The sequence below is a fragment of the Agrobacterium sp. LY4 genome (assembly GCF_001526585.1).
GTDB lineage: Bacteria > Pseudomonadota > Alphaproteobacteria > Rhizobiales > Rhizobiaceae > Agrobacterium > Agrobacterium leguminum.
On record NZ_ASYA01000033.1, the window covers coordinates 24,478 to 45,955 of the forward strand.

Consider the following 21,478-nt stretch of genomic DNA (forward strand, 5'->3'; position numbering starts at 1 on the left):
CCATGGACATGCAAACCTCGTTTCTCGATCGACTGTTCGAAGAAGGCCTGCTGATTGAAACCGGTGTGGACGGTCTTTATGGACGCAGCGGCCAGTTCGAGGATGTCATTGCCGCCTTCGAGCGGCTGATCGACCGCACGGGCGGCGCTGACGGCGCCGAAGCGATCCGCTTTCCGCCCGGCATCAACCGCGCCTATTTCGAAAAGAGCGGTTATATGAAGAGCTTCCCGCAGCTCGCCGGCACGGTCCATTCCTTCTGCGGCTGTGAGCTCGACCATGTCAGCCTGCTGAAAACCATGGATGAGGGCGGCGACTGGACCAAAGACCAGAAAGCGACAGACATCGTCCTGACGCCGGCGGCCTGCTACCCGCTTTATCCGACGATTGCCAAGCGCGGCGCGCTACCTGCCGGCGGCGGTCTTTATGACATCCAGTCCTACTGTTTCCGTCATGAACCTTCCAAGGACCCGGCCCGCCAGCAGCTTTTCCGCATGCGCGAATATGTTTGCATGGGCACCGAGTCCGACGTCACCGAATTCCGCCAGACCTGGATGGATCGCGGCGTGGAGATGATGAAAGCGGTCGGGCTAGACGTCACAATCGATGTCGCCAACGATCCCTTCTTCGGCCGCGCCGGCAAGATGCTGGCCAACAACCAGCGCGACCAGAACCTGAAATTCGAACTCTTGATTCCGGTCACATCCGCGACCAGCCCGACGGCCTGCATGAGCTTCAATTATCATCAGGATGCCTTCGGCCAGAAATGGGGCCTCAATCTCGACAATGGCGATGTCGCCCACACCGCCTGCGTCGGTTTCGGCCTTGAGCGCATCGCGCTGGCGCTGTTTGCGCATCACGGTCTCGATGTGAAGAAATGGCCTGCGAAGGTCGTGGAAACGCTCTGGGGCTGATCATTCATGCGGCAGATTTTCCCCGGTCTCGATCCCAGAAACTATGTGCAGCATCCGCTCCATTCCTCCGAGAGAATGTGGCCGGAGACCAATTGCTACATCGATTTATGGATCGAGGTGCTGGCCTCGAAAGGTCTGCCGCCGGAAGCCATGTTCGGTTTCACGCTCACGCAGGATTTCGAAGGCGACCAGTTCACCTTCTTCAAGGTGCCGCTGGAAGACCTCGAGGCGCTTTATGGCGTTCGCGCCACCGAACTTGCGATCTTCGACAGCGTGGAAAGCCACATCGAGGCGCAGCTCGCACGCGGCCGCATCTGCCTGATCGAGATGGACAGCTTCTATATGCCGGATACCCATGGGGTGGGCTACCGGAAGGAGCATGGCAAGACCACCATCGCCATCAATCGGTTCGACCTCGCGAAGCGCGAACTCGACTATTTCCACAATGCCGGCTTCTTCCATCTTGCAGGCGAAGATTTTGACGGTCTGTTCCAGCATCATCTGGCCGAGACCGACCCGCCTTTCCTGCCCTATACCGAATTTGCGAAATTCGCGGATAGCAGCCCCTCGCCCGCACATATTCGCAAGACGGCCGAACGGCTCCTGAAGTTTCATTTTTCCAGACGGCCCTCCGCCAACCCTGTCCGCGCTTTTGCCGGCGTTTTTCCGGCGCAGGTGGAAAAGGTCGCCGACCGACCCTTCGGTTTTTTCCACAAATATGCCTTCAACACGCTGCGCCAGCTCGGCGCCAATTTCGAACTGGCGGCAAGTCACTTCGAATGGCTGGACGCGGACGGTTTTTCTGAAGCAAGAGACCACGCGCTCAAGATTTCCGAGGTTGCCAAGACCGTGCAGTTCCAACTTGCCCGCGCCGTCACCCGCCGCAAATTTGATGCACTGGCCACCGTGCTCGATCCGGCAGCGGATGCATGGGATGGTGTGATGGAAGCGCTTTCGACTAAACTCACTGATGCCAGCGAGGCCGCGTGAGGACTTATCTTCCCGGCGAAAGCGAGGAATTGCTGAGCGAAGGCTGGACGCTGACGCTGACGCCCGCCGATGCCTGTGAGACTCCGTCCGATATTCCCGCATCGCTTGAAAGCCTTCACGTCTCCGTTCCCGGCACCGTGGCGCAGGCTCTGGAAGCGGCTGGAAAATTCGACCGCCTTGCCCCGGCGCCTCTAAATGACAGGGATGCCTGGTATCGGCTGACGATGATTTCCGATACGCGCGAACGCGCCACCCTGCGCTTCGACGGTCTCTCCACCATTGCCGAAATCTTCTTCAACGGCGAGCTCATTGCCGCGAGCCAGAGCATGTTCGAAAGGCTGGAAGTGCCTGTCGAACTCACGGGCGCGGACGAGCTTTGCATCTGCTTCCGGGCGCTTGCGCCGAGACTTGAAAAAACCGGTCCCCGCGCCCGCTGGCGGCCGCAGATGATGAATACCCAGGGGTTGCGGCTGATCCGTACCACCGCACTCGGTTACATGCCCGGTTGGTGCCCAGAAATCCACGCCGCCGGCCCATGGCGACCCATCAGTCTGATCAGACAGGAAGCGGTACTTTGCACGCTCCGATCTTCGCTGGACGAGGCAGGAACGGGAACGGTCGCCATCGCGCTGGAAACCAAGCGGCCCATAAAATCGGCACGGCTTGGCTGCGCGGGTTACAGCGCCGATCTTTCCAGGGATGAGAACGGCAAGTTTTCCGGCGAGCTCTACATACCCGAAGTCGAACCATGGTGGCCGCACACCCATGGCAGGCCTGCGCTGCACGACACGCTTTTAGAACTGGACGGCGAACAACATAGGCTGGGGCGTACCGGCTTCCGGCGGGTCGAGATCGATCATGGCGAAGACGGTAATGGTTTCGGCCTCGAGGTGAACGGTCAGCCGGTCTTCTGCCGCGGCGCGGTCTGGACGACGGCCGATATTGTGCGCCTGCCGGGAACAGGGACGAACTACGAGCCATGGCTTAGAAAAGCCGCGGAAGCCGGCATGAACATGATCCGCATCGGCGGCACCATGGCTTATGAGACGCCGGAATTTTTCACACTTTGCGACGAACTCGGCATCATGGTCTGGCAGGACGCCATGCTCGCCAATTTCGATTACCCGGCAAAGGACGAGAGCCTGCGCCAGCATATCGTCACGGAAATCTCGCAGTTCCTCGAAGCCACCGCGCTTTCTCCATCGCTCACCGTCTTCTGCGGCGGCAGTGAAATGTACCAGCAGGGCGCGATGCTCGGTCTGCCGGAACAGATATGGAAGGGAACGCTCACCGAGGAGGTTCTGCCGGAACTCCTTGCCGAGAAGCGGCCGGACACAGCCTATGTCGCCAATTCCCCATCCGGCGGCGCATTGCCCTTTTTTCCCAACGTCGGGGTCGGCCATTATTACGGCGTGGGCGCCTATTGCCGCCCGCTGGAAGATGCGCGCCGCGCCAATCTGCGCTTCGCCGCCGAGTGCCTCGCCTTCGCCAATATTCCCGAACAGGAAACGCTGGACAGATATCTACCCGGCGTGGCCGTGCACGATCCGCGATTGAAGGCACGCGCACCGCGGGATCGCGGGGCATCCTGGGATTTCGAGGATGTTCGCGACTATTATCTGAAGCTGCTCTACGACGTCGAACCGGATGTTCTGCGTCGCGAAGACGGCAGCCTTTATCTCGACATGTCCCGGGCCGCCACGGCCGAGGTCATGGAGGCGACTTTCGCCGAATGGCGGCGCAGCGGCTCCTCCTGTCAGGGCGCTCTGGTCTGGACCCTGCAGGATCTCGTTCCCGGCGCAGGCTGGGGCGTCATCGATGCCACTGGCCGGCCCAAATCCGTCTGGCACGCGTTGAAAAGGGCGTTCCGCCCCATTCAGGTTACTTTTTCCGATGAGGGCACGAACGGGCTGGATATACACCTCGTCAACGAGACCGGCGGCGGCCTCGAAGCCATGCTGGAACTGACCTGCCTGCGCGAAGGTGTGCAACCCGTCGTCCACGCCAAACGACCGCTCACGCTTTCGCCGCGACAGAGCCAGACCATTGCCGCAACGGATTTGTTCGGCGCCTTTTTCGATACGACCTATGCCTATCGTTTCGGCCCTCCGTCCCATGATGTAACGGTCGCCCGGCTTCGCGACGTTGCGACAGGACATGTGATCGCCGACGCATTCCATTTCCCTCTGGGCCGTAAAAAGGCGCTGCACGCCGCGAACCTTCAGGTCGCGATCGGTGAAACGAGCGGCAACTGGTCTCTTGAAATCGGCACGGACCGGCTGGCGCAGTCCGTCCATGTCGAGGTGCAGGGTTATTACGCCTCGGAAAACTGGTTCCATCTCGGCCCCGGCGAAACAAGAAAAATCAGCCTCCTGCCGGAGACCCCGGCGACGGAAGCCCCTCCTTCCGGAGAGGTCGTGTCACTGGGTTCCAGCCGGCGATTTTCCTTCTAGGGCATGACGGCCAGGCATTTTTACTGCAAATGCGCGAGAGCCAGCCGCTTCACCGCGTCGATATAGATTTGTTTGGCTTCCGGCGTTGAAAGATTGTGATCGGCATCGGGAATAATGCTCAGCGACACGTTCTTATAGGCGGCCAGTCCTTTGCCATTGGCGTCGAAGTAATATTGGAAGTGCTCCAGACCATCGTCGTTGTCGCTGTAGAGCAGATGAACGGCGGTATCATTCGCTTTCAATTTGTCGAACGCGCCATAGACGGCACGCCCTTCCTCGCTGCCCCTGCGGAACAGCCTCGCCGTTTTTGTCGAAAGCCTCTTGATCGTCGCCTTGACGATATTCAGCCCTGCGCTTGCCACATCGACATCGCCGCTGATGAGACGCTTGAATGTCGCACCCTGTCGAAAGCGCTGGCTGTATTCCCCGAAGGAACGCGGGCGTTTATGCAGGGCCTCATCCACCGAGCGGCCTTTGCGCCAATGGAAGACAACCGGATTGACCGCGACCACGGCGTCGATCCGCCCATCGGCGATTGCGCCGTTGAAGGCGAGATAAGCGCCGCTGCACCGACCCGCCGCAATGAAAGGTCCCTTGCCGCGCTTGCCGAGAAAATCGAGTGCGGCAGCCACGTCGTCATTCTGCGCGGCATCGTAAAGAACCTGCTCGGGCACGTTTTTGACCGGAGGGCTGTCGGCAATATTAGCTGCATCGAAGCGAAGCGATGCCACCCCCTCGCGCGCCAATGTACGGGCCATCTGTACGGAAAGCCTGCCCCAGCCCGCATGCCGGTCATAAGCCGCGCCAAGCAGAAGAACCGAAGAAACCGCCTCCCGGTCGTCCGGCCCGCAAAAAATACCGAAAAGCCGCCCGCCTTCTCCAAATTGCACCGGCTGCTCGACAAAGCCGCGCCCACGCTGCGGAGCATTGACTGTGAAATCCTCCTGGAAGATCGCCGGACTCTCGGCATGGGTCTGGGAGAGCACCCAATCGACCAGCCGGTTGACCACATCGTCGGATATTTTCGAAAGCGTAGGGCTGGAGACGAGATCGTCGTAACCTGAAAACTCCGCCTCCTCCACCGCACCGCCAATCGCAATGAGATGCCTGGCGAAGTCGGCATCGGTTACGCGGCCCGGCCGGGAGAGCGCCAGAATGGTGCGCGCCGGAGCAGCGGTCAGATTTGAAAGATTGGCCTTCCTGATCGCATCGGCAACACCGGCAGGCATGGCCATGCCGGCAATCGATCCCGCCTCCGTCATCCGTTGCGCGGGCCGAAGACCGAGGCCATCGTCGATCATGGAGGACCACATCGCCAGCTCACGCAGATAGGCGCGGCCGGAAACGACAGGCGCCAGAAGCGCCATGGAACCCACTTCAGCCACATCGGCAAACGCCTGTGCAGCAATCAGGCAGCCAAGACCCTGAGCGACAACGACCACTTCGGCGCAGCCGGAAAGACGTTTCAGACAATTGAGCGCCACGCGCGCGTCGGAAATCCAGTCCGCTGCACGGCCTGCATCATCAGGGTCGAAGGCGTCACCCGCGCCCAGATAGTCGAATCGCAGGCTGGCGACACCGCAAGCGGCCAGCCGCTCGGCCAGTACCCGTTGAAACTTGCGGCTGCACAGCTCCTCCATGCCCCATGGGCTGACGAAAAGAACGGCATGGCGCTGTCTGACATCCTTGCGCGCCGGATGGAAAATCCCGGTGAGCCCATCAAAAGAGACCGGATGCGCAACCGCCCCATTCGAGGCAATGCCGGAAAGCGACAATGCATCAAGAGACGGATCGCTGCCTGTACGCTCTGAAATATCTATCGCCATCGACCTTGCCATCATTGCGCCAGTGTCTGGCTCAACCATTACGGGATCATTGTATCGAAGCGTCTTACCGCCTGATCTACAATAAAAACAACAACATTAGAGAAGTCTAAAAATATAGTCGCATTTATATCCATTGCCGCCCGCACATTGCAAAAACGAACACCGGGATGGCGGGCAAGTCCCGGCAGGGCCGCTATTTTGCTCGAAACCGCTTGAATATACTGATAAATAGCGAGTCCCATACCTATTTGCAGGAGGAGGTTGCGCCACCCGGCCACCGGATCGTCTAGACACCGCGCAAACCAACACGCCGGGCCACGCCCGACAGGTCATAGAAGTTTTATATGGAACAAAGCCTTACGCGTTATATCTGGTCGCACACGAGGCGGCAGCAGCTTTTCATTCTGCTGATCGTGGCCCTGTCGATGATCCCCTATTTCCTCGCCTTCGATCTGCCCAAGCAGATCGTCAACGGCCCAATTCAGGGGGATGGTTTCGAAGGGGCGAATGCGACGCAGCTTTTCATGCATCTCACGGTCGATATCCCCTACTGGGGCACCGTGACATTATTCCCCGGGCTCGAGCTCAACCGCATGTCGATGCTGATGGCGCTCAGCCTGACGTTCCTTGCGCTTGTCATCATCAACGGGCTCTTCAAATATTACATCAATACCTACAAGGGCCGCCTTGGCGAGCGGCTTCTGCGGCGCATCCGCTTCGAGCTCATCGACAAGATCCTGCGGTTCCCACCCTCCCATTTCAAGCGGGTCAAAGGTGCGGAAATCTCCAGCATGGTGAAGGACGAGGTGGAGCCGCTCGGCGGCTTTACCGGCGACGCCTTCGTGCAGCCGGCCCTTCTCGGCGGCCAGGCGCTCTCCGCGCTCTTCTTCATTCTCGTTCAGAATTTCTGGCTGGGCCTGATCGCGGCTTTCATGGCCGCCATACAGGTGGGCATCATTCCCAAAATGCGCCGCCGCCTCATCGAGCTTGGCCGCCAGCGGCAACTCAGCGCCCGCCAGCTCGCCGGACGCATCGGCGAAATGGTTGACGGTATCGGCACCATCCATGCCTATGACACGTCCAATTACGAGCGCGCGGATGCCTCGCACCGGCTCGGCGATATCTTCAAGATCCGCTACGATCTCTACCAGTGGAAGTTTCTGGTCAAGTTCATCAATAACTTCCTCGCACAGCTCACTCCCTTCTTCTTTTATGCGCTCGGCGGTTATCTCACACTGAAGGGCAGCCTCGATGTCGGGCAGCTGGTCGCCGTCATCAATGCCTATAAGGAACTGCCCGGACCGCTGAAGGAACTGATCGACTGGGATCAGGCGCGTCAGGACGTGCAGGTGAAATACGAGCAGGTCTTCGAGCAGTTCGATGCCCCGAACATGATCGACGAGAAGGTGCAGAAACTGTCTCCCGGCGCAGTCGCGGCGATCAGCGCCCCGATCGTCGTCGCCAATCTGACGCTGGAGGACGATAGCGGCAGCCGGCTTCTGGAACAGGCATCGCTGAAGGTCGAACCCGGCGAGGTGATCGCCATCGTCGGCGGCTCGGGCGCCGAGGCGCTGGCGGATGCAATCGGCCGCACGCTCTGGCCAACCTCGGGCAAGATCAGCATCAACGACGTCGACATATTGGAACTGCCGGAATCGCTGACCGGGCGGCGTATTTCCTATGTATCCTCGGACAGCTATTTCTTCCACGCCAGCCTGAAGGACAATCTGCTTTACGGCCTCAAACACGCCCCGCTCGCGGACCGGGATTATGAGGGGGCAGCGCTGGAACATCGCAAGTGGGAAATCCGCGAAGCCAAGATGGCGGGCAATCCGCTGATCGATATCAACAGCGAATGGATCGACTACGCTTCGAGCCCGGCCGGCGATGGCAGGCCGGAAAATCTCATCCGGGCCATTCTGGCCGTCCTCGATAGTGTGGAACTGTCGCAGGATATTCTGGAGTTTGCGCTGCGTTCGTCGATCGACCCTTTGACCGACCTGCATCTCGCCGCACGCATCGTTGAACTGCGGCATGTGCTGCGTGCGGAGCTGGAAAAGGAAAATCTGAGCGGCCTCATCGCGCCCTTTGAACTGGAGAGCATAACAGCGAGGCGACGGTCGGCGAAAACCTGCTGTTCGGCACCATGCGGGATTCCTCCCAGACGATCCGAACCGTCATCGAAAGCGACTATTTCCGCTCCCTGATGCGCGAAACCGGCCTCGTGAAAACCCTCTTCGAGATGGGTTACACGATTGCCGAAAACATCGTGGAAATCTTCGCCGACCTGCCGGGAGACCACCCCTTCTTCCAGCAGCTCACCTTCATGACGCCCGACGACATTCCGGTGTATCAGCAGATGCTGCAACGTCTTCAGAGCCGGAGTTTCGACGAGGCCAATGAAAGCGAGAAACGCGCAATGCTGCGGCTCAGCTTCTTCTACATCGAGCCTCGCCAGCGTTTCGGCCTGCTGTCGCCGGAGATCATGAACCGGATCGTCGAAGTCCGACACATGTTCCATGAGAACCTGCCCGACAGCCTGAAAAACGTGATCGAAATCTACGATCCGACCAAATATATGAGCGCCACCAGCCTGCTGGACAATATCCTGTTCGGCAAGGTCAGCCATCGCTACACCGACGCCTCGCGACGCATTACCCGCATCGTCGCCGATGTCATGCGCAAGCAAGGTGTCTATGAACGCGTGCTGGCGGTGGGTCTGGACTTCAACCTCGGCGCGGGCGGCAAGCGGCTTGGCCCGCTCCAGCGCCAGAAGCTCAATCTGGCACGGGCGCTGATCCGCAAATCCGATTATTACGTCTTCAACCGCCCTCTTCCCGGCCTCGATCCCCGACAGCAGGAGGAAATTGTCGAGCGGGTCATCACACTCCTGAAACAGAACAACAATAACCCGTCGATCGTATGGGTCCTGTCGAATGCGACGCTCTCCCGCATGTTCGAGCGGGTGATCGTTGTTCATCAGGGCCTGATCACCGCCGACGGAAGTTACGAGACTCTCGCCGAGGAAAACGGTACATTCAAGGACATGGTCGCAACATAAATCCAAGAAGGTGACCGAGGTGGAACAAGAACAGGGTAAGTCAATGCTGTTTAAAGACGAAATTCAGATGCTGAAAAGGGTGCCGTTTTTTTCGGAAATGGAACCGTCAAAGCTCAAACTACTGGCATTCGCATCCGACCGGGTGTCCTATCATGCTGGCGACGTGCTGTTTCATCAGGGAGATGTCGGCGATGCGGCCTACGTCGTCTTGACCGGAAAAGTCGATGTTCTGGTCGATTCCCCTTCGGGTACGCTGAAAGTGGCCGAAATGACCGGCAATGCCATTGTCGGCGAAATCGCTATCCTCTGCGATAGCGTCAGAACCGCGACCGTTCGCGCCTCCACCAATGTGGAAGCCCTGCGCATCGGCAAGGAACAGTTCTTCAAGCTCATGTCCGATTTCCCCGACATCACGATCAAGGTCATGCGCGTTCTGGCCGAACGCCTTACCCAGACGACGGCGGAACTGAGCAAAGCGCGGGCAGGCGCCCGGACATAAACGACAATTCCTTGCTACCTTGAATGGCGATATTGGAAAAATAAATGTCGTACTATTGCAATATAAATGAAATGCTGACTGAATAAGGGGTAAAGGCGTCCGCCAGAAACGAGCGGATATAAGAATCTATAGAGACAACGGGCTTCATGGGAGGAAAGCGTGCAAGATTCCGTTGTTATTGGGGTGTGTCATGGCGTTCGATTCCGACACAGCAAGTCGGGAAAGTAATAGAAATTTTCGGGTAAAGATCTGGGGTGCGCGGGGAACGCTTCCTGTTTCAGGTGAAAACTTCCGAAAATACGGCGGAAATACCATCTGCATCGAGGTAAGATGCGGCGATCACGTTCTTTTGTTCGATGCGGGTTCGGGCTTGCATCCCGCTGGCCTCGCCCTGCGGGCGGAAGGCATTACCGACGTCAACCTGTTCTTCTCGCATTGTCATTACGACCACATTGTCGGCTTCCCCTATTTCAAGCCCTTTTATAACAGCTCCAACGATGTCGCCATCTGGTCGGGCCACCTCGCCGGTACCATGACCACCCGGGAAATGCTCAAGGACTTCATGAGCCCGCCGTGGTTCCCCGTGCCGCTGGAAATCTGCTGTGCAAAAATCGACACGCGGGACTTCATGCCGGGCGATGCGCTCGATGTGCATCCCGGTCTCTCGATCAGAACCGGAATGCTCAACCATCCCGGCAACGCCATCGGATATCGGCTGGACTGGGAAGGAAAGTCCCTCGCCATCATCACCGACACCGAGCACGAGCCGGGCGATATGGACGAAACCGTGCTCGACCTGATCAGGGACGTCGACCTTTTCCTCTATGACGCCATGTTCACCGATGAGGAAATGAGCCTTTATCGCGGCTATGGCCATTCATCCTGGCAACAGGCAATCCGCCTGGCCAAACGCGCCGGCGCAAAAAATGTCGGCTTCATCCACCACGCCCCGAGCCGCAGCGACGAAGAACTGGACAATATCGAAAAACAGGCGAAAGCCCAGTTCAGTGGGGCCTTCGCGGCCATGGACGGCCAGATCATCGAGCTCTGACGCAATCTGGCTCCTCCGAAGTCGACCTGTCCGACCGCTTTTTCGAAACCCTGAATTCGACATCCCTTGCCATGCGGGCGTTCGAACACGCACAATTGACCGTTTCCGATGGATTGCTCCACGATATTGCCACGAGACGGCCTGCAATAAGGGTGCCACCACATACTACATGATGATTCTGCGCTGAATGACCACATGATGGGATTTGCATGATCCGTTTCTTTTCGGAGACCAATTTGAGACGCGCCCGGATTTTATCCGGCCTCATCATATTTGCTTTCGTATTTTCCCATCTTTTCAATCACTCCCTCGCACTCATCTCCATCGATACCGCCGAACGGGCGCGAAAATGGTTCAGCCTGATCTGGCTCAACCCCGTCAGCAGCCTGCTTTTTTACGGTTCGGTTCTGGTGCATGTCTGTCTTGTTCTGCGCTCGCTTTATCTGCGCAGAACGCTGCGCATGCCGCTCCGCGAAGCGCTTCAGGTCATCTTCGGCCTGTCGATCCCGTTCCTGATCATCGGCCACGCCGTCAATATCCGCGTGTCGCATATGCTTTATGGCATCGATGTCGGCTATTATTCGGTCATCCGCAGGCTGTGGATCAACAACCCGATACAGGGCGCCTGGCAAAGCCTCGCCTTGATCGTGATCTGGGTCCACGGATGCATTGGCCTCTATTTCTGGCTGCGTTACCGGGACTGGTATCCGCGGATAGCCGGGCTGTTCATGACGGTGGCCGTTATGCTGCCGCTCCTGGCGCTGCTGGGCTTCAGCGATGCCGGCCGCTGGCTGGCGGAAATCGATGAAAAATACGCGCTTCCGCCCGGACTTGCCGACAACACGATTCAAAAGGACGAGCTGCCACTGCAGCGGGAAATGGAAACACAGATCCGTTTCATCACCGGCACAGCGGAGACGTTGTTCGTCGGCGCGGTAATGCTGGTTTTCGCCATGCGTGGCGTACGCAGCTTTCGGCAACGATTGACGGCGATCGAAATCCGCTATGAACATGGCGCGCAGGTACATGTACCTGCCGGGCTCAGCATTCTGGAAGCGAGCCGCCTTGCAGGAATTCCGCATTACTCCGTCTGCGGCGGCAAGGGGCGCTGCTCAACCTGTCGGGTCAAGGTTCTGAACAGCAAAGGCCCGCTACCGCCACCGGGAGACATCGAGCAAACCACATTGCGGCGCATCCATGCCGATTCCGATGTTCGGCTCGGCTGCCAGCTACGCCCCACCAGCGATATTGATATCGCGCTTCTCGTTTCACCGCCCCAGCAAAGCGACCTGCCGGCCGACGCACAACCGGCCCGGCCCGGCCGGGAAGAGGAAATCGCCATCCTCTTTTGCGATCTGCGCAACTTCACCACGCTTTCCGAAGCGAAGCTGCCCTATGATGTCGTCTTCCTTCTGAACCGCTATTTCACCATCGTCGGCCAGGCCGTCGAGCAGGCGGGAGGCCATCTCGACAAATTCATCGGCGATGGCGCCATGGCGCTTTTCGGACTTGGCGAGGACGCGGAACATGCCTGCCGCAACGCCATGAAGGCGGCCGCGACCATATTGCGGGATATCGCAATTCTGAACGAGGGGCTGGAGAAACAATTCGCCGTCCGCCTGGAAGTCGTCGTCGGCATTCATTCCGGTCCGAGCATCGTCGGCGTCATGGGATATGGCGCGGCCAAAACCCTGACGGCCATCGGCGATACCGTCAACGTGGCAAGCAGGCTCGAATCCAAGGCCAAGGAATTCGGCGCAGCCATCGTTGTTTCCGAACCAGCCATTATTCAGGCGGGACAGGAGATTGCCGATCTCAGAAGCGAAGAAATCGCCATCCGTGGCCGCAACTCGCAAATGAAGGTCTTCCTGCTCTCGAAAAAAGAGAGCGAGCGCTATTTATGAGATAGCCACGACACACCTGTCGGGGCGTCCGATCTCAAATCTTGCGATAGAGAAAATAACGGTCCGTCGGCACGCTTGCCGGCACCGGCAGCGGCTTGAGCATGGGATGATCCAGAGGCAGGCCGCTGACCGCGAGACCGCCTTTCGCCAGCATGCCCGCCGCAAGATCGGGCAACCAAGTAAGGGTGACCGCATCCTTTTCCGGATAGCCCGTGCCGATATCGGCATGCACGAATGCTGCTTCCGAGCCGATGAAAGCCGGAGCGGTTTGCGATATTTCACCGATCACCAGATCCTCCTGCGCCGGAACGGAGGAGGCATGCGCACCCATGGCCCTGTCGAAAGCGATGATGCGGCGGTTGGGGAACAGCTCCCGCAGGTGATTGAAGGTGCGCCCATTGCCAAGGCCGATTTCCATAAGCGCGCCTTCATCCGGCAGATCGAGGTCGGCTGCGACATGATTGAGGATATCCCGCTGCGCGGTCAGCCGGCGAATGAAACTATCGAGTCTGCTCATGTTATCAGGCCTTGATGATGTGTTTTGCGGCTATATCCCGACGCGCGAAAACATTGCGTGTGTCGATGATAAGCGGCGCCCATTCGCTTAGAGCGACATAATCCACATTGTCATGATCGGTCGCAACGAGAACGGCGTCGAAGGCGCCGATCGCCTGCCTGTCCCACGGCACGGATTTCATGCCCATCAGATGGCTATATTCCCGGGTTTTCGGGATTTCGGCCACGTGGGGATCGAAATAGGCCGCTTCGCCGCCACGCTCCTGAATAAGCTCGATGAGCTTCAGAGAGGGGCTTTCGCGAATATCCGGCACATTCTTTTTATAGGCGAGGCCGACGACCAGCACCTTCGAGCGGCTGAGCGCCTTGCCGGAATGAATATCGAGCGCCTCCGCGACCCGCCCGATGACGTGACGCGGCATGCCGGTATTGATCTCGCCGGCCAGTTCGATGAACCGCGTCGGCAATTCATATTCGCGCGATTTCCAGGTGAGGTAGAAAGGATCGATCGGTATGCAATGGCCGCCAAGGCCCGGGCCGGGATAAAAGGGCATGAAACCGAACGGCTTGGTCTTCGCCGCATCGATCACTTCCCAGATGTCGATACCCATCGCCTCGTAGACGACCTTGAGTTCGTTGACGAGCGCGATATTGACGGCACGGAAGACGTTTTCGGTGATTTTCACCGCCTCGGCCGTGGCATTTGTCGAGACGGGGACGATCTTTTTGACCACCGAACCGTAAAATGCCGCCATCAGCTTTCCGGCCGCCTCGCCATCGCCGGCGACAACCTTCGGAATGGTCGAGGTCTCGAAATCGCGATTGCCGGGATCTTCCCGTTCGGGTGAAAAACCGATGAAGAAATCGACGCCGGAGACGAGCCCGGTACTTTCCAGAATGGTCTTCACCACACCGTCAGTCGTGCCGGGATAGGTGGTCGATTCCAGAACCACGAGCTGCCCCTTGCGCAGATGGGCGGCAATATCGCGACAGGTCTTTTCGACATAAGAAAGGTCCGGCTCGCGATATTTCGTCAGGGGTGTCGGCACGCAGATGGCAATGACATCGCATTCGGCCAGCCTTGAGAAATCCGAGGTGGCGACAAAGCCGTCATCCTGTCTCACACTCGCCAGCACCTCGTCCGAAACGGCCTCGATATAGCTGCGCCCGGCTTCGATCGCGGTAATTTTGCCGGGATCGATATCGAAACCGACAACCTTGAAACCGCCCCTGGCGATCGTCATGGCAAGCGGCAGACCGACATAGCCGAGGCCGATCACCCCCGCTTTGGCGCTTTTGTTTTCAATGCTGGAAAGCAGGTTCCGGGAAGTGTCTGGGGAAGTCAAAGCGTGTCACGCTCCGCGCATGTGCAAAAGATGCCTTTCAGTTGGGCAAGAATGACGGACCTGTCAAGGCTCGGCCCTTTCAAATTCCGGTTGACGCCCAAGCCACCGCCAACGCACAACCATCGCCATGAAGATCGCCTTTTATGCGCCGCTCAAATCTCCCAACCATCCCGTTCCCTCCGGCGACCGGCTGATGGCCCGTTTGCTAATGACGGCGATCACGATGGGCGGTCACGATGTTTCCGTCGCTTCGGAATTGCGCAGCTTCCTGAAACAGCCGGATGACCCGGCAAGGGCCTTGCTCGCCGATGAGGCCGAGCGCGAAATCGAGATCGTCACACGGCGCTGGCGACGGAATGGCATGCCGGATCTCTGGTTTTGCTACCACCCTTATTACAAGGCCCCGGACTTGCTTGGACCGGAACTGAGCAAACGTTTCGACATCCCCTATGTCAGCGCCGAAGCGTCCTATTCGCCGAAACGGAATGGGATGGGATGGCAGGGGGTTCAGGATGGGTTGCTGGCCGCATTGAACGCCGCCGCCATCAATATCTGCTTCACCGCGCGGGATCGTGAAGGGCTTGTGCGGGCCTCGCCCACCCTTCGCTGGGCCATGCTGCCGCCTTTCATCGATGCCAGGGCCTTTCTCAAGAACACGCCCCAGCCGACACCTGCAAGGCTCATCACCGTCGCCATGATGCGGGCGGGTGACAAGCTCGACAGCTATCGCGCCCTTTCCGAAGCGCTCGCCCTATTGCCGCAGGATCTCGACTGGACGCTGGATATCGTCGGCGACGGACCGGAGCGCACGGCCGTACAGGGCATGTTCAGCGCGTTTCCCAATCACCGTCTCGTCTGGCATGGGGAAAAAACCGCGGCCGAGATCGCAATGCTCCTTTCAAAAGCCTCTCTCTATGTCTGGCCGGGCCATGGCGAGGCTTATGGTCTCGCCTATCTCGAGGCGCAGGCTGCCGGCCTGCCCGTTGTGGCCGAAGAAGTGGCTGGCGTCCCCGAGGTGGTAAAATCCGGCGTCACAGGATTACTGACACCAGAAAATGATAGAGCCGCCTATGCCGACGCGATTAAAACCCTGCTCGGCGACGACAGACAGCGCGAAGAACTGGCACGGGCGGCCCGGCAATTCGTGAGGAATGAACGGTCTCTGGAAAATGCCGCAAAAGAACTGAACCATATCCTGCTGCAAGCAAAGGCGCGAAGATCATGAGTCTGGAAAAACTCGTTGCGGCACTGGACGAATGCGGGCGGCGCGGCATATCCGCCGATCTCTGGCTCCGGGACGACGATGCGGTGGAGCCGACGCCCGCGCTCGACACGTTGCTCGATCTTTGCGGCGGCTTTTCCGCTCCGGTCACGCTCGCGGTCATCCCCGAGATGACGACCGATAAGCTCGCACAGCATCTGGATGTATCGGACATTGCCCAGGTCGCCGTGCATGGCTGGTCCCATACGAATTATGCCGGCAAGAACGAAAAGAAACAGGAACTCGGATCGCATCGCGATCCCGCTGTCATTCTTGATGAATTGCAATCCGGGCTGGATAAACTCCACGACCTGCATGGCGGGCGTTTGGTGCCGATGCTCGTGCCGCCGTGGAACCGCATAGATGCCGATATCGTGAAGGCACTGGCGGGCCTCGGATATCGCACCCTATCCGTTTTCGGTCCGGAGAAAAGCACCCTGCCGCCCTGCCTGAACACCCATGTCGATGTGATCGACTGGCACGGCAGTCGCGGTGGCCGCAACGACGACGTGCTCTTTGCGGAGACCGCCGCCCGCATCCTGACGACCGCCGAAAACGGCGGCACGACCGGCATCCTCACCCACCATCTCGTCCATGACGACAATGTCTGGCGCTTTCTGAGACGGCTTTTCGAGGTGACCGCCGACCATCCCGCCGCCCGCTGGCGTTCTTCGAAAGACCTCGTCGACGAAATCTCACCATGATTTCCATGCGATCAGCAATCCGCTCGCCTCAGTGGAAAGTTTCCGCCTGACCGCTTCCACCGTTTCAAAGGGGGCGCGGTCGGGAAGGGACGCGGCAACGAACCCCGCCGGCGCGAGGCTGATGCTCCCCGCCCGGGCGATGATGGTGAAGATCAAGGGGCCGGTCGACCACCAGGCGGGCGCGCGAGGCATGTCTTCGATAATTCCGGGAAAGGCAGCCAGCATCCTGCTGAAAACCGGATGTCCAGCAGGCGCAGCGATGAAGGAATTGGCAAGCAGCATGCTGCCCTGCCCCGTGTCCCGTGGCGTTTTTTCGTCAAACACCGTCAGCCCCGCCAGAGGCAGGAATGTATCGAAACTCACATCGTCCCGCGCCGGATACCAGTCGCAATCGAGATAGATACCGCCAAACCGCTCCAGCAGGATATAACGGGCCACATCCACCGCGCCCGGATAATCGCCCTTGTCCAGCATGGTTTTGAAGACGCCGTTCGAAAACACGCCTTCCCGCTCAAGATCGGCCTCCCGCCAGAGCCGATAGTCGTAACCATGGTTCGAAGCGTGGGCGGCCCATGCCTTAACCGAGACCGGCGGGGCTTTTTCCCCGATCCATATCTGGTGGATGAGCCTTGGCACATCTTCACGGCTTTTAAGGCTGATCGTGCGACGTTCTTCCGTGGAAAACCGCGCATATTTCTCCAGCACCTGCGGGGGTGGAACAAGCGTATATTGATAACCGATCTTGGCGACCATATCGCCTTCGGCCTTGGCGAGGCGCAGCCGTGCCGCATGCAGCCGGCGCGGCAGGCCGAGCACTGTTTGCTCCCCCATCAGGTGGCCGTCCTTTGCTGCAACCAGCGATAAGAGAAGCGCATTGGCTTCCGCATACTGACCGCCATTTTGCAACTGCCGGGCCTTATCCAGCTGGGCATCGTAATATTTCTTGTCGGACATGGATCCTCATCCAGAAACGCTCGTTAACATATCGCCAAACAAAAGGCGTCAGGCAAGCCGTCGTGTTTCGGAAGCCGGCTTTGAATTCGCTAAACAATTCGATGTTTCAGAGGCATAGACAGACAACAAACCCTGCGATAACGTGGATTTAAGCCCTCCTGAGCAAATTGTCACAAGGCAACGATAAAGAGACGGCAAGGAACCCTTTGGCATGAGCGCAGGCGCAGATTTGCTCCGTATTGAAAATCTGCGGGTCTCGTTTTCTCTCATGGGCGGCACCATCGATGCCGTCAGGGGCGCGAGCCTTCGCATTCTTCCGGGAAAAGTCACTGCTCTTGTCGGCGAGTCCGGCTCCGGAAAATCCGTCATCGGCCAGACCATCATGGGCATCCATCCCAAGACGGCGCGCGTGAATGGTCGTGTGCTGTTCACCGATCCGGAAAATGCCGCAGCCGGCCCCGTCGATCTGCTGCAATTGCCGAAGGACGGCCGGGAAATCCGTTCGATACGCGGAAATCGCATCGGCCTGATCTTTCAGGAGCCGATGACGTCTTTCTCGCCGCTGCACACCATCGGCAACCAGATCGATGAGGCGCTCAGGATTCACAGCATCCTGTCGCCGGCCGAACGTGCGGAAAAAATGCATGAAACGCTCGACCTTGTGGGGTTTTCCAAACCCAAGAAGGTCGTGAACATGTATCCCTTCGAGCTGTCGGGCGGCATGCGCCAGCGCGCCATGATCGCCATGGCGCTGATCTGTCGTCCCGCACTTCTGATCGCCGACGAGCCGACGACGGCGCTGGATGTGACCATACAGGCGCAAATCCTCAAGCTGCTGCGCGATCTGCAGAGCCGCCTGAACATGAGCATGCTGCTCATCACCCACGATCTCGGCGTGGTAGCCAATATCGCCGACGAGGTCGCGGTGATCTATCAGGGCGAGATCATGGAGGCCGGTACGGTCGACGACATTTTCAAGTCACCAAGCCACCCCTATCTCAAGGGCCTGATGGCCGCCGTGCCGCATTTCGACATGAAGCCCGGCGAAAGGCTGAAGGCGCTTCGCGAAATCAACATTGACCACGAAAGCCTCGTCGGCAAAAAAAACGCCGCGGTGAACAAGACCCCCGGCCCGCTTCTGACCGTGGACAATATCAGCAAGACGTTCACGACCCGGAAGTCCAGCTGGTTCCGCAAAGGCGACGCCAACGCCACCAAAGCGGTCAACAGCGTCAGTTTTGAAATTCGCCGCGGAGAATGCCTCGGGCTGGTGGGTGAAAGCGGCAGCGGCAAAACCACCGTCAGCAAAATCCTCATGCGCGCCGTTCGCCCGGATGAAGGCTCGGTGACCTTTCACCGGCCTGAGGGCGACATTGATGTCCTCAATGCCAGGGACGGAGACCTGAAAGAGCTGCGGTCGAAGATACAGATGGTCTTCCAGGACCCGATATCGTCGCTGTCTCCACGCATGACCGTGGGCAACATCCTGAGCGAGCCGCTGGAAATCCACGGACGGGGCAATGCGAAATACCGCGCGGAGAAAGTGCGCAATCTCGTCAGGGCCATTGGGCTCGGAGAAAGCGCGCTCAACCGTTACCCGCACAGTTTCTCGGGCGGACAGAGGCAGCGTATCGGCATCGCCAGGGCATTGGCGCTCGGTCCCGAACTTCTCATCTGCGACGAACCCGTTTCCGCCCTCGATGTCTCCGTGCAGGCGCAAATCCTCAATCTGCTGAAGGATTTGCAGCAGGATCTCGGGCTAACCTATCTCTTCATTTCGCATAATCTGGCGGTGGTGGACTATATGGCCGACCGCGTGGCCGTGATGTGCGAGGGTCGTATCGTGGAGCTGGCGCCACGGGAAATCCTGATGCGCTCTCCGGTTCATCCCTATACGAAATCCCTGCTGGCGGCCGTGCCTTTCCCGGATCTCGACCGTCCGCTCGATTTCCGCACCATCGGCAAGATCAGCGCGACGGGCAAATTCGACTGGGGCAAACAGTTCCGCGACGAGGGTGATGGCGACATGATTTCCGCCGATCTCGGCGAAGGCCATTTCGTGCTTGCAAACGGCAATGCCGATATCCGGGAGCTTCGCCCTTGATCACGCGTCGCACCACCCTTGCCCTCTTGGCCTCCATCTTCCTGCCGGCCTATGCGCGGGCCGGCTATACCGACCCCGCCTATTTCAAGGAAAAACGGGAAAAGGGCGAATTGCCCGACGTGGCCGAACGCCTGCCAAAAAACCCGCGCGTCATCGACATGAAAGCGCTTGGCCGCGAGCCGGGAAAACATGGCGGCTCGGTGCGTATGCTCATTGGCGGCCAGCGCGACATTCGCCTGATGCCGATCAGCAGCTATGCCCGCCTTGTCGGCTATGACGAGAAATTCGAGCTTCATCCGGATATTCTCGAAAGCTACGACGTTCAGGAAGAACGCATCTTCACCTTCAAGCTGCGCGAAGGCCACAAATGGTCCGACGGCAGCGACTTCACCTCCGAGGATTTCCGTTATTTCTGGGAGGACGTCGCCCTCAACAGGGAAATCCACAAGGGCGGCCCGCCGATCGAACTTCTGGTCAACAGCAAGCCGCCGCTTATCGAAGTCATCGACCGGCTGACGGTGCGCTACACCTGGGATGGTCCGAACCCGGATTTTCTGGCGAAGCTCGCAGCGGCCTCACCGGCCCGGCTGTTCCTGCCCGCCGCCTACATGAAACAGTTCCACGTCAAATATCAGACGACGGAAAAGCTCGCCAAGCTGATCAAGAAAAACAAGACGGATGACTGGAGCGGGCTGCATATCAAGATGTCGCGGCAGGTGCGGCCAGAAAATCCCGATCTGCCGACGCTGGATGCCTGGCGCAACACCACCGCGCCACCGGCCGAACAATTCGTCTTCGAGCGTAACCCCTATTATCACCGGGTCGACGAAAACGGCCTGCAACTGCCCTATCTCGATCGTTTCCTGCTCAACGTCACTTCGTCCGACATCATCTCGGCCAAGACGGCGTCCGGCGATAGCGATCTGCAATATTTCGGCCTCGATTTCGCCGATTACACCTTTCTGAAGGATGCCGAAAAGCGCTTTCCCCTGAAGGTGAACCTCTACAAGCGCTCTCAGGGCTCGCGCATCGCGCTGCTGCCCAATCTGAATTGTGCCGACCCGATCTGGCGCAGCGCTTTTCAGGATGTGCGTGTGCGCCGGGCGCTGTCGCTCGCGATAAACCGGCACGAAATCAACATGGTCTGCTTTTACGGGCTGGCAAAGGAAAGCGCCGATACCGTTCTGCCGGAAAGCCCGCTTTACCGGCAGGAATTTACGGACGCCTGGAGCGCCTTCGACCGGGCGGCGGCCAACAGGCTGCTTGATGAAGCCGGTCTCGACAAGCGCGACAATGCCGGCCTTCGGCTCCTGCCGGATGGCCGCCCGGCCTATATCATCGTCGAAACGACAGGCGAAAGCACGCTCGAAACCGACGTGATGGAACTGGTGACGGATCACTGGCGGCATATCGGCATTGCCGTTTCCGTCCGCCCCACCCAGCGCGATGTCTTCCGCAAGCGCGCCATGGGCGGCGAGGTGCTGATGTCGGTATGGATGGGCATGGATAACGGTGTACCGACGCCGGACATGCTGCCATCCGGCCTCGCCCCCACCGGCGATGACCAGCTGCAATGGCCGGTCTGGGGTGTGCATTATCTTTCCGGCGGCCGCGAGGGCAAGGAGCCCGATCTGCCGGAGGCGGCGCATCTGCTCGATCTCCTGAAAAAATGGCGCAGAAGCGTCACCGAACAGGAGCGCGAAGCCATCTGGCTGGAAATGCTGGGGATCTATACGCAGCAGGTGTTTTCCATCGGCATCGTCAACGGCGCGCTGCAACCCGTCGTTCATGTCAAACGCATGCGAAACGTGCCGGATAAGGCGCTTTTCGGTTACGAGCCCACATCCTATCTCGGCGTCTATATGCCGGATAGCTTCTGGTATGACGGAGACGCCTGA

15 protein-coding genes and 1 pseudogene are annotated in these 21,478 nt (G+C 58.9%); 11 read left to right on the plus strand and 5 right to left on the minus strand.

Going from position 1 to position 21,478, the window contains the following annotated elements; genetic code table 11:
* The first annotated feature begins 2 nt into the window (after positions 1 to 2).
* The 3 genes from L904_RS20390 to L904_RS20400 are packed head-to-tail and all read left to right on the plus strand — an operon-like array spanning position 3 to position 4,354.
* Entirely contained in the window at positions 3 to 911 is a 909-nt protein-coding gene (locus tag L904_RS20390) for an amino acid--[acyl-carrier-protein] ligase (protein ID WP_020813453.1), read from the plus strand.
* Between the two features lie 6 nt (positions 912 to 917).
* Positions 918 to 1,901, plus strand: coding sequence for a DUF1839 family protein (locus L904_RS20395; protein WP_020813452.1), 984 nt, complete (start codon positions 918 to 920; stop codon positions 1,899 to 1,901).
* The gene (locus L904_RS20400; RefSeq protein ID WP_020813451.1) at positions 1,898 to 4,354 is read left to right on the plus strand and encodes a glycoside hydrolase family 2 protein; all 2,457 of its coding nucleotides are present in this window, start codon (positions 1,898 to 1,900) and stop codon (positions 4,352 to 4,354) included. Before L904_RS20395 ends, L904_RS20400 begins: the two co-directional genes overlap by 4 nt.
* 20 nt (positions 4,355 to 4,374) lie before the next feature.
* Here the strand turns inward: L904_RS20400 and L904_RS20405 are convergent, their stop codons facing one another.
* Positions 4,375 to 6,180 carry an alpha/beta fold hydrolase gene (locus L904_RS20405; protein WP_020813450.1) on the minus strand — a complete coding sequence of 602 codons (1,806 nt, stop codon included), beginning with the start codon at positions 6,178 to 6,180 and terminating at the stop codon, positions 4,375 to 4,377.
* A gap of 38 nt (positions 6,181 to 6,218) precedes the next feature.
* On the minus strand, positions 6,219 to 6,422 hold the full coding sequence (locus L904_RS20410) for a hypothetical protein (RefSeq protein ID WP_035264427.1): 204 nt from the start codon (positions 6,420 to 6,422) through the stop codon (positions 6,219 to 6,221).
* A 102-nt stretch (positions 6,423 to 6,524) separates the two neighbouring features.
* On the opposite strand from L904_RS20410, the pseudogene L904_RS20415 reads away from it, so the two are divergent.
* From L904_RS20415 to L904_RS20430, 4 genes and pseudogenes are all read left to right on the plus strand, one after another.
* A pseudogene (locus L904_RS20415) lies at positions 6,525 to 9,241 on the plus strand (ABC transporter transmembrane domain-containing protein).
* 43 nt (positions 9,242 to 9,284) lie between these two features.
* Positions 9,285 to 9,740 (plus strand): cyclic nucleotide-binding domain-containing protein, encoded by a 456-nt coding sequence (locus L904_RS20420; protein ID WP_003521299.1) that lies wholly within the window; start codon positions 9,285 to 9,287, stop codon positions 9,738 to 9,740.
* Positions 9,741 to 9,930: 190 nt separating this feature from the next.
* Positions 9,931 to 10,791 (plus strand): MBL fold metallo-hydrolase, encoded by an 861-nt coding sequence (locus tag L904_RS20425; protein ID WP_051671927.1) that lies wholly within the window; start codon positions 9,931 to 9,933, stop codon positions 10,789 to 10,791.
* A gap of 209 nt (positions 10,792 to 11,000) precedes the next feature.
* A complete protein-coding gene (locus tag L904_RS20430; protein WP_020808510.1) occupies positions 11,001 to 12,695 on the plus strand; it encodes an adenylate/guanylate cyclase domain-containing protein in 1,695 nt (564 codons plus the stop codon).
* A gap of 34 nt (positions 12,696 to 12,729) precedes the next feature.
* Here L904_RS20430 and L904_RS20435 read toward each other — a convergent pair whose 3' ends face one another.
* Both L904_RS20435 and L904_RS20440 read right to left on the minus strand, forming a co-directional pair.
* Positions 12,730 to 13,212, minus strand: a complete 483-nt coding sequence (locus L904_RS20435) for a class I SAM-dependent methyltransferase (protein WP_020808511.1) — start codon at positions 13,210 to 13,212, stop codon at positions 12,730 to 12,732.
* Between the two features lie 4 nt (positions 13,213 to 13,216).
* The gene (locus tag L904_RS20440) at positions 13,217 to 14,557 is read right to left on the minus strand and encodes a nucleotide sugar dehydrogenase (RefSeq protein WP_020808512.1); all 1,341 of its coding nucleotides are present in this window, start codon (positions 14,555 to 14,557) and stop codon (positions 13,217 to 13,219) included.
* Positions 14,558 to 14,684: 127 nt separating this feature from the next.
* Here L904_RS20440 and L904_RS20445 point away from each other — a divergent pair, with 127 nt between their 5' ends.
* Both L904_RS20445 and L904_RS20450 read left to right on the plus strand, forming a co-directional pair.
* The gene (locus L904_RS20445) at positions 14,685 to 15,782 is read left to right on the plus strand and encodes a glycosyltransferase family 4 protein (RefSeq protein ID WP_020808513.1); all 1,098 of its coding nucleotides are present in this window, start codon (positions 14,685 to 14,687) and stop codon (positions 15,780 to 15,782) included.
* A complete protein-coding gene (locus L904_RS20450) occupies positions 15,779 to 16,522 on the plus strand; it encodes a polysaccharide deacetylase family protein (protein WP_020808514.1) in 744 nt (247 codons plus the stop codon). Before L904_RS20445 ends, L904_RS20450 begins: the two co-directional genes overlap by 4 nt.
* Here L904_RS20450 and L904_RS20455 read toward each other — a convergent pair.
* Positions 16,514 to 17,476: a glycosyltransferase family 32 protein gene (locus L904_RS20455; RefSeq protein WP_020808515.1), complete on the minus strand. Its 963-nt coding sequence runs from the start codon at positions 17,474 to 17,476 to the stop codon at positions 16,514 to 16,516. The two genes, L904_RS20450 and L904_RS20455, sit on opposite strands and share 9 nt — an antisense overlap.
* A 211-nt stretch (positions 17,477 to 17,687) precedes the next feature.
* Between L904_RS20455 and L904_RS20460 the strand changes: the two genes are divergently transcribed.
* A complete protein-coding gene (locus tag L904_RS20460) occupies positions 17,688 to 19,580 on the plus strand; it encodes an ABC transporter ATP-binding protein (RefSeq protein WP_031233340.1) in 1,893 nt (630 codons plus the stop codon).
* Complete coding sequence (locus L904_RS20465) at positions 19,577 to 21,478, plus strand: ABC transporter substrate-binding protein (protein WP_020808517.1); 1,902 nt, start codon at positions 19,577 to 19,579, stop codon at positions 21,476 to 21,478. Before L904_RS20460 ends, L904_RS20465 begins: the two co-directional genes overlap by 4 nt.

Coding starts and splice junctions, on each gene's coding strand:
- L904_RS20425 (WP_051671927.1), top strand. CDS start 9,931: ATGGCGTTCGATTCCGACACAGCAAGTCGGGAAAGTAATAGAAATTTT.
- L904_RS20430 (WP_020808510.1), top strand. CDS start 11,001: ATGATCCGTTTCTTTTCGGAGACCAATTTGAGACGCGCCCGGATTTTA.
- L904_RS20450 (WP_020808514.1), top strand. CDS start 15,779: ATGAGTCTGGAAAAACTCGTTGCGGCACTGGACGAATGCGGGCGGCGC.
- L904_RS20455 (WP_020808515.1), bottom strand. CDS start 17,476: ATGTCCGACAAGAAATATTACGATGCCCAGCTGGATAAGGCCCGGCAG.
- L904_RS20390 (WP_020813453.1), top strand. CDS start 3: ATGGACATGCAAACCTCGTTTCTCGATCGACTGTTCGAAGAAGGCCTG.
- L904_RS20395 (WP_020813452.1), top strand. CDS start 918: ATGCGGCAGATTTTCCCCGGTCTCGATCCCAGAAACTATGTGCAGCAT.
- L904_RS20460 (WP_031233340.1), top strand. CDS start 17,688: ATGAGCGCAGGCGCAGATTTGCTCCGTATTGAAAATCTGCGGGTCTCG.
- L904_RS20445 (WP_020808513.1), top strand. CDS start 14,685: ATGAAGATCGCCTTTTATGCGCCGCTCAAATCTCCCAACCATCCCGTT.
- L904_RS20405 (WP_020813450.1), bottom strand. CDS start 6,180: ATGGCGATAGATATTTCAGAGCGTACAGGCAGCGATCCGTCTCTTGAT.
- L904_RS20420 (WP_003521299.1), top strand. CDS start 9,285: ATGCTGTTTAAAGACGAAATTCAGATGCTGAAAAGGGTGCCGTTTTTT.
- L904_RS20410 (WP_035264427.1), bottom strand. CDS start 6,422: ATGGGACTCGCTATTTATCAGTATATTCAAGCGGTTTCGAGCAAAATA.
- L904_RS20435 (WP_020808511.1), bottom strand. CDS start 13,212: ATGAGCAGACTCGATAGTTTCATTCGCCGGCTGACCGCGCAGCGGGAT.